Annotated in this window: 7 protein-coding genes and 1 tRNA gene; 4 read left to right on the top strand and 4 right to left on the bottom strand. The window is 67.7% G+C overall.

Annotated elements, in window-relative coordinates; genetic code table 11:
* From DBR34_RS01965 to DBR34_RS01955, 3 genes are all read left to right on the top strand, one after another.
* Positions 1-180 (top strand): energy transducer TonB (locus DBR34_RS01965; RefSeq protein ID WP_146186757.1); only part of this gene is annotated, 180 nt, incomplete at its 5' end.
* 49 nt (positions 181-229) lie between these two features.
* The gene (locus DBR34_RS01960) at positions 230-1,960 is read left to right on the top strand and encodes a putative porin (protein WP_128095499.1); all 1,731 of its coding nucleotides are present in this window, start codon (positions 230-232) and stop codon (positions 1,958-1,960) included.
* Positions 1,961-2,008: 48 nt separating this feature from the next.
* The gene (locus tag DBR34_RS01955) at positions 2,009-2,794 is read left to right on the top strand and encodes a SapC family protein (RefSeq protein WP_128095498.1); all 786 of its coding nucleotides are present in this window, start codon (positions 2,009-2,011) and stop codon (positions 2,792-2,794) included.
* 239 nt (positions 2,795-3,033) lie between these two features.
* Here DBR34_RS01955 and DBR34_RS01950 read toward each other — a convergent pair whose 3' ends face one another.
* The 4 genes from DBR34_RS01950 to DBR34_RS01935 form a co-directional block, all read right to left on the bottom strand.
* Positions 3,034-3,573, bottom strand: coding sequence for a hypothetical protein (locus DBR34_RS01950; RefSeq protein WP_128095497.1), 540 nt, complete (start codon positions 3,571-3,573; stop codon positions 3,034-3,036).
* Between the two features lie 116 nt (positions 3,574-3,689).
* Complete coding sequence (locus DBR34_RS01945) at positions 3,690-4,103, bottom strand: DUF5615 family PIN-like protein (RefSeq protein ID WP_128095496.1); 414 nt, start codon at positions 4,101-4,103, stop codon at positions 3,690-3,692.
* Positions 4,100-4,804, bottom strand: coding sequence for a DUF433 domain-containing protein (locus tag DBR34_RS01940; protein ID WP_128095495.1), 705 nt, complete (start codon positions 4,802-4,804; stop codon positions 4,100-4,102). The genes DBR34_RS01945 and DBR34_RS01940 overlap by 4 nt, the downstream gene beginning before the upstream one ends.
* A gap of 136 nt (positions 4,805-4,940) precedes the next feature.
* Positions 4,941-5,017 (bottom strand) — tRNA-Arg (locus DBR34_RS01935).
* A 155-nt stretch (positions 5,018-5,172) separates the two neighbouring features.
* Between DBR34_RS01935 and ubiA the strand changes: the two genes are divergently transcribed.
* On the top strand, positions 5,173-6,066 hold the full coding sequence (gene ubiA / locus DBR34_RS01930; protein WP_128095494.1) for a 4-hydroxybenzoate octaprenyltransferase: 894 nt from the start codon (positions 5,173-5,175) through the stop codon (positions 6,064-6,066).
* The last annotated feature ends 241 nt before the right edge of the window (positions 6,067-6,307 follow it).

Raw genomic sequence — 6,307 nt, 5'->3', positions numbered from 1 at the left:
TGGCTGGACCCCACCGGTGCGGTCACGCGGGTGGAACTGCTGCGCGGCAGCGGCAACCCCGAGGCCGACGAACGCGTGCTGCAGGCCATCCGCGCGGTGGGCCGCATCGACGAGCGCCCGCCGGCGTCGCTGGATTTCCCTGCACGCGTGCTGGTGCAGGGCCGGCGCCCGGCCGGCTAGGCACGGCCGCCTCCTTCTTCCCGACTTTCCTTTTTCTGCGAGCAAGCTGATGACCCGTTCAACCTATTCCGCCGCGCTGCTGGGCCTGCGCCGTTCCGCCCTCGCCGCCGGTGTCGTGCTGGTGCTGGCCAGCGGCGCCGCCCATGCCCAGGACGGCAGCGGCGAAAGCACGATGATCAAGCTGATCCGCGGCCTGATCGACAGCGGCGCGCTCAAGCCCGAGGCGGGCCAGGCACTGCTGCTGGAAGCCCAGCGCGAAGCCGCCGTGGCGCGCCCGGCCGCAGCCACCGGCGCCATCGCCGCGCAGCCCGGCGACGTGCGGGTACCGTACATCCCGCAGACCGTGCGCGATGAGATCCGCGAGGAACTCAAGACCAGCGTGATGGCCCAGGCCAAGGCCGAAGGCTGGGCCGCACCGGACCAGGTGCCCGACTGGACCCAGCGCCTGCGCGTGCAGGGTGACGTACGCGTGCGCAATGAAAGCCGCCTGTATTCGGACCGTAACAGCGACATCGAAGTGGACTGGGCGCGCATCAACGCCGGCAACGGCTACGACGTCAACGGCAACACCAACCTGGGCCTGCCGCCGCTGCGCAACACCCGCGAAGACCGCAACAACTCCTGGCGCATCCGCGCGCGCCTGGGCGTGGTGGCCGAGCTGGGCGAACACACCCGCGCCGGCGTGCGCCTGGCCACCGGCAACGACAACGGCCCGGTGTCGTCCACCCAGACCCTGGGCGGCGGCCTGGCCAAGAAGGACGCCTGGCTCGACCAGGCCTGGCTGTCCTACGCGCCGGTGCAGGGCCTGGACATCATCGGCGGCCGCTTCGGCAACCCGTACTGGTCCACCGACACGCTGTTCTCCAACGACCTCAACTTCGACGGCCTGGCCTTCAAGTACGCCCATCCGCTGGGCGGCGAGGGGCTGTCTCTGTTCGCCACGCTCGGCCTGACCCCGCTGGAGTACTCGTCCGACGGTTTCCCGAACACCAGCCAGACCAAGATGAAGAGCGAGAACAAGTGGCTCAACGGCATGCAGGTCGGCGCCGACTGGCAGTTCGGCGACCAGCAGAAACTGCGCGCCGCAGTGGGCTACTTCGACTTCCGCAACATCGCCGGCGAGTACTCCCAGCCCTGCGCGCTGTACGCCGGTGCCGACCACTGCAGCAGCGACTGGTCGCGCCCGGCCTTCATGCAGAAGGGCAACACGCTGATGCTGCTGCGGAACATCGCGCTCGATCCACTCGACCCGGCCAACACCCCGATGCCGCAGTACGTGGGCCTGGCCTCCGAATTCGAACTGCTGGACCTCAACCTGGCCTGGGAAACCCCCACCTTCGCCGGCTACGCGCTGCGCCTGGAAGGCCACGGCATCAAGAACCTCGCCTTCGACCGCAACCGCATGTGGTCGCGCGCGCAGGGCGGCATCGTCACCAACCTGGGGGCGGCCGCCAACGGCGTGGCCGGCCCGCAGGACGTCCAGAGCGGCGACATGGCCTACATGGCGCAGGCCACTTTCGGCCAGCTGGCGCTCAAGCAGGCCGGCGACTGGAACGTGTGGCTGGGTTACAAGCGCCTGGAAGCCGACGCGCTGCCCGACGCCTACAACGATTCCAACTTCCACCTGGGCGGCACCAATGCCAAAGGTTACTACCTGGGCAGCTCCTACATGTTCGACAAGAACGTGTGGCTCACCGGCCGCTGGATGGCGGCCAAGGAAGTCACCGGCGCGCCGCAGTCCATCGACGTCTTCCAGCTCGAAGTGAACGCTGGCTTCTGACCTGTTGGCCGGTGCGCCCGCGCCGGCCGTTTCCCTGCTGGATACCCCATGACCACTGACGACACCCTGCACACGCTGCCCGATGCCCCCGACCAGGTCGTGCCCGATGCGATAGACGCCGACGCCGCTGCGCCGACCTCGCCGCCGCTGTACCGCACCCCGGTAGTGCTCTCTTCGCACACCCACGCGCACTGGCGCCTGCTGCCCGGCGACGCCGCGTTCGCCGCCGCCAGCCATGCCGTTCCGCTGGTCATCGGCGAATTCGCCGCGGCCGCCCGCGACTACCCGGTGGTATTTGTCGGCACCGATGCCGCCCCGGTGGCCGTGCTTGGCCTGCAGGCCGAACATAACCGCTTCGTGGTGGCCGACCACTGGCAGACCGGCACCTACGTGCCTGCGTATGTGCGCCGCTATCCGTTCGTGTTCGCCCGCACCACCGACCCCGACGGCCATGTACTGGCCATCGACGCCGACGCACCGATGCTGCGTACCGACGGCGACGAAGGCCAGCCCCTGTTCGAGGCCGACGGCCAGCCCACCGCGCTCACCCGCCAGGCCCTGGCGTTCTGCGAGGCCTTCACCCGCGACGCCACCGCCACGGCCGCCTTCAGCGCCGCACTGGTCACTGCCGGCGTGCTGGTCGAACGCCAGGCCGACGTCGTGCATCCCGACGGCCGCCAGTCCAGCCTGCTCGGCTTCCAGCTGATCGACGCCGAACGCTTCGCCGCACTCCCCGACGCCACCGTGCTGGCCTGGCACCGCCAGGGCTGGCTGGCCTTGGTGCATTTCCACCTGGCGTCGCTGGCCCGCTTCAAGGACCTGCTCACCGCCTGACCGTTTCAACCGGGCCACCGGACAGGACAACGACACGGACGTCGTGGACCGCACACGCGGTTCGCCACTTCCAGGCAGGTGGGAAGACCTCGCCCTGGCCCCGGCAGTCTGTCCGGTACCCGACCCTCGTTCCCTCTACGCGCGCTAAGGGTAGAGCCACCCCATGGGTGGCTGCACACAACCTCCCGCAAACGCCAAAACGCACGCACGGCACGCCCCTGCCGTGGTTTCCCCATTCGCTACCTGCCACCCTGGGGTACGGGGGCCGTCCCAGAAGCGCGCGCGGTCGCGCAATCTGCTACCACGGACGTAATCACGCCCTTCCCGGCGACATCCACCACATCAAAGCAGCTGCCGAACACGCGCTTCTGTGCCTTCCCCTGCTTGCCTGGCGTGCCCGGCGTATACCCCGACATAACCACCTCATAGCGCGTCCCCACCCGTAATGCAGGGGCGGACGCGTCCCCGTGGCCATAAACAAGGCACTGGCTGGGCGGCAGCGCAGGTTCGGCAGTTCCCGACTGCAGGAAGATGTGCTCCCACACGGATACGCCTCCCGCACCACTGGCTCTTACCGACACTCTTGCAATGATCGGCGCGGTGGTGCGTGTTTCCCGCGTGTCAGGTACCCCAAAACAGGGCAAACCATCGCGATCCTGGATCGTCGCCGACTGATAGCGCCCCGGTGGCGATGCACAGCTGGCCATCATCGGCAGGAGAAGGCCCAGCAGGGCCACGGGCAGTTGCATTCGCATCATCGGATCGTCCTTGTTGGCCACCGCCAGGCCGGTGGGAATACCTCGCCCTGGCCCCCGGCAGTCTGTCCGCTACTCGACCTGATTGCTTTATCGCCGGGCTCTGCCCGGCTTCGCTTCACCCACCCTCGCCACGGCCGTCAACGTGTCGGTTTGATGGGAATCAACCTTCCCCGCGACGCCCGCAGGTGCGGCACCCTGAACATGCCCCCTGGCTGGGTGAGCTGGGCCAGCTGCATCATCTGCGGCCACCACTCCAGCAGCCGGGCTGCGCAATCGTAGTGGTTCAACGTGCTCCAGCCCTTGGCCAGAACGAACACCGTCAGGCCCAGCCGCGCTATCGCCTCGCGTTCGACCGGACGTCGATGGTGGTGGTCCTGGGTAACGTGGACCTGGATACCCTGCTGGATCGCCTCTTCAAACAGCGCCACATCCTTGGTGCCGCTGCCCACGAAATCACGCACGTGCACCACCTCGTGGTCATCCACGCGCGCAATCGGATCGATCGCCCTTGCCAGGGCAGGCGGCAGGTTCTCGTCGATCTGCGCCTTCAAGGCGCCACCCGTTGTTCGAAGCTGACCGCCTTGCGCACATCGGCAGCAGAGATGCCATACAGCCGGGCGACCCGTTGTGCATCGCCATTCTCCACCTGAAGCGCTTCGGCAATGGCCACCGTGGGCACGCCGGAACCGGCAAGGATGGGTTGCCCGAAGCTGCGCTGCGGGTCGAACACCACCGCGCGGGATCCTTTGAGCGGGTACCAGCGCGTGGCTTCGTCGTCGATGTTCAGCTCGATCCCCTCGCGCAACGATGGCGCAATCACCTTTCGGATCACGTCCTGGCGCTTGACCACATCCACCAGGGCCGCATCACCGCTGGCATCCAGCAGCTCCATGAAGATCCGGCGCCCGTCGGTCTTGAAGCTGGTGCTGGTAAAGGGGTAGTTCCTGCCCAGCCGCTCGTGGACCTCATCGATGGTGCGGCGGATCAGGTTCAGTGGCACGCCACCGGCAACGAACGTACGGACGAAGCGCAGCTCAATCAGGTCGCGGAAGCCAATGCCTTCAATGCCCGTGCCGGCCCATTGCGGCGACCACAACGGGGCGTGGTCGATGTGCAGTTCACCACGGTGGGTGCTGTAGCCCTTCAACCAGCGGCGCAGTTCGCTCGGCTTGCCGCCAATGAAGCGCGCGGCGTCCGCATACGAATACAGGCCGAAGCCGAAGGTGTCCTGCGCTGGCAAGGCAATGCCCATGGGGACGAGTCTACGCAAACCGGATCGGGGCGGACCACCGCACGACGCATCCTGGGCTGCAGGTATCGCAATGGCTGCGACGCAGGGCAGGGTTCTGGACGTTCAGGGGGCGTGGCGATGGGCCACAAGGCAAGGATGGTGCGCCCGGAGGGATTCGAACCCCCGACCAATGGCTTCGGAAGCCACTACTCTATCCGGCTGAGCTACGAGCGCGTTGTGTCCTGCAGTCCCGGGCGCCGGTGCTGGCCGCCGAACGCCGTGGTGGCGCGGGACGAGCATTCTAGCGGTAAACGCGGCGCAGGTCTGCCCCCCGTTCAATTGCCCGGCACGGCAACGCTCGCGGCGGGGCTTGGCGGTATCCTTTGCGCATGGCTTACGAACGTTTTGAAGCCCCCGACGGTCCCGCACCGTCGCGTTGGGGCCAGTACTGGAAACTGATGCGCGCCGATCGCCCGATCGGCACCCTGCTGCTGCTGTGGCCCACCTGGTGGGCATTGTGGCTGGCCGCCGGTGGCCTGCCGCCGCTGTGGACCCTGTTCGTGTTCAGCGCCGGGGTCTGGCTGACGCGTTCGGCCGGCTGCGTCATCAACGACTACGCCGACCGCTGGCTCGACCCGCACGTCAAGCGCACCAAGGACCGCCCGCTGGCCAGCGGCCGGGTGTCCGGGCGCGAGGCGCTGCTGCTGTTCGCCGGGTTGATGCTGGTGGCCTTCGCGCTGGTGCTCACCCTGAACCGGCTGACCATCGGCTTGAGCTTCATCGGCATCTTCCTGGCCGCCAGCTACCCCTACCTCAAGCGCTACACCCACCTGCCGCAGGTGTACCTGGGCATGGCCTTCGGCTGGGGCATCCCGATGGCGTTCGCCGCCGTGCAGGGCGAAGTGCCGGTGGTGGGCTGGCTGCTGTATGGCGCCAACATCCTGTGGTCCACCGCCTACGACACCTGGTACGCCATGGTGGACCGCGACGACGACCTCAAGATGGGCTCGCATTCCACCGCCATCCTGTTCGGCGACCTGGACCTCGTCATCCAGGGCATCCTGTTCACCCTGTTCCTGGGCACCATGGGCCTGGTGGGCGTGCGCGCCGGCCTGGGCGCGGCGTACTGGATGTCGGTAGGCGTGGCCGCGCTGCTGATCGCCTACCAGTTCATGATCTGCCGCAAACGCGAGCGCGATGCCTGCTTCAAGGCCTTCCTGCACAACAACTGGGTGGGCGCCACCCTGTTCGCGGGCATCGCCGCCGCCCTGGCGTTCCATTAAAAGCGCCCCGACCAACGGTCGGGGCCTACCGATCGGTCACGGTGCCCATGCCCCGGTAGTGCCGGCCGCTGGCCGGCTCCCGACCATCCCGAGGAACCGCCTCGCGGCCGACCCCGCACCTCGCCCCTACGACCAATAGGCGACTGACAGCCCGCCCCCCAACCCACACACTGCTCCCCATCTGAATCACCTGGGAGGGTAGGGCGATGGCCACGTCGACAGCAGCACAAGACGGTTGGAT

The sequence above is a fragment of the Stenotrophomonas sp. HMWF003 genome (assembly GCF_003061285.1).
Lineage (GTDB): Bacteria > Pseudomonadota > Gammaproteobacteria > Xanthomonadales > Xanthomonadaceae > Stenotrophomonas > Stenotrophomonas maltophilia_AP.
The sequence above is the reverse complement of the archived record's forward strand: the minus strand, read 5'-3'. Positions and strand labels throughout refer to the sequence as shown.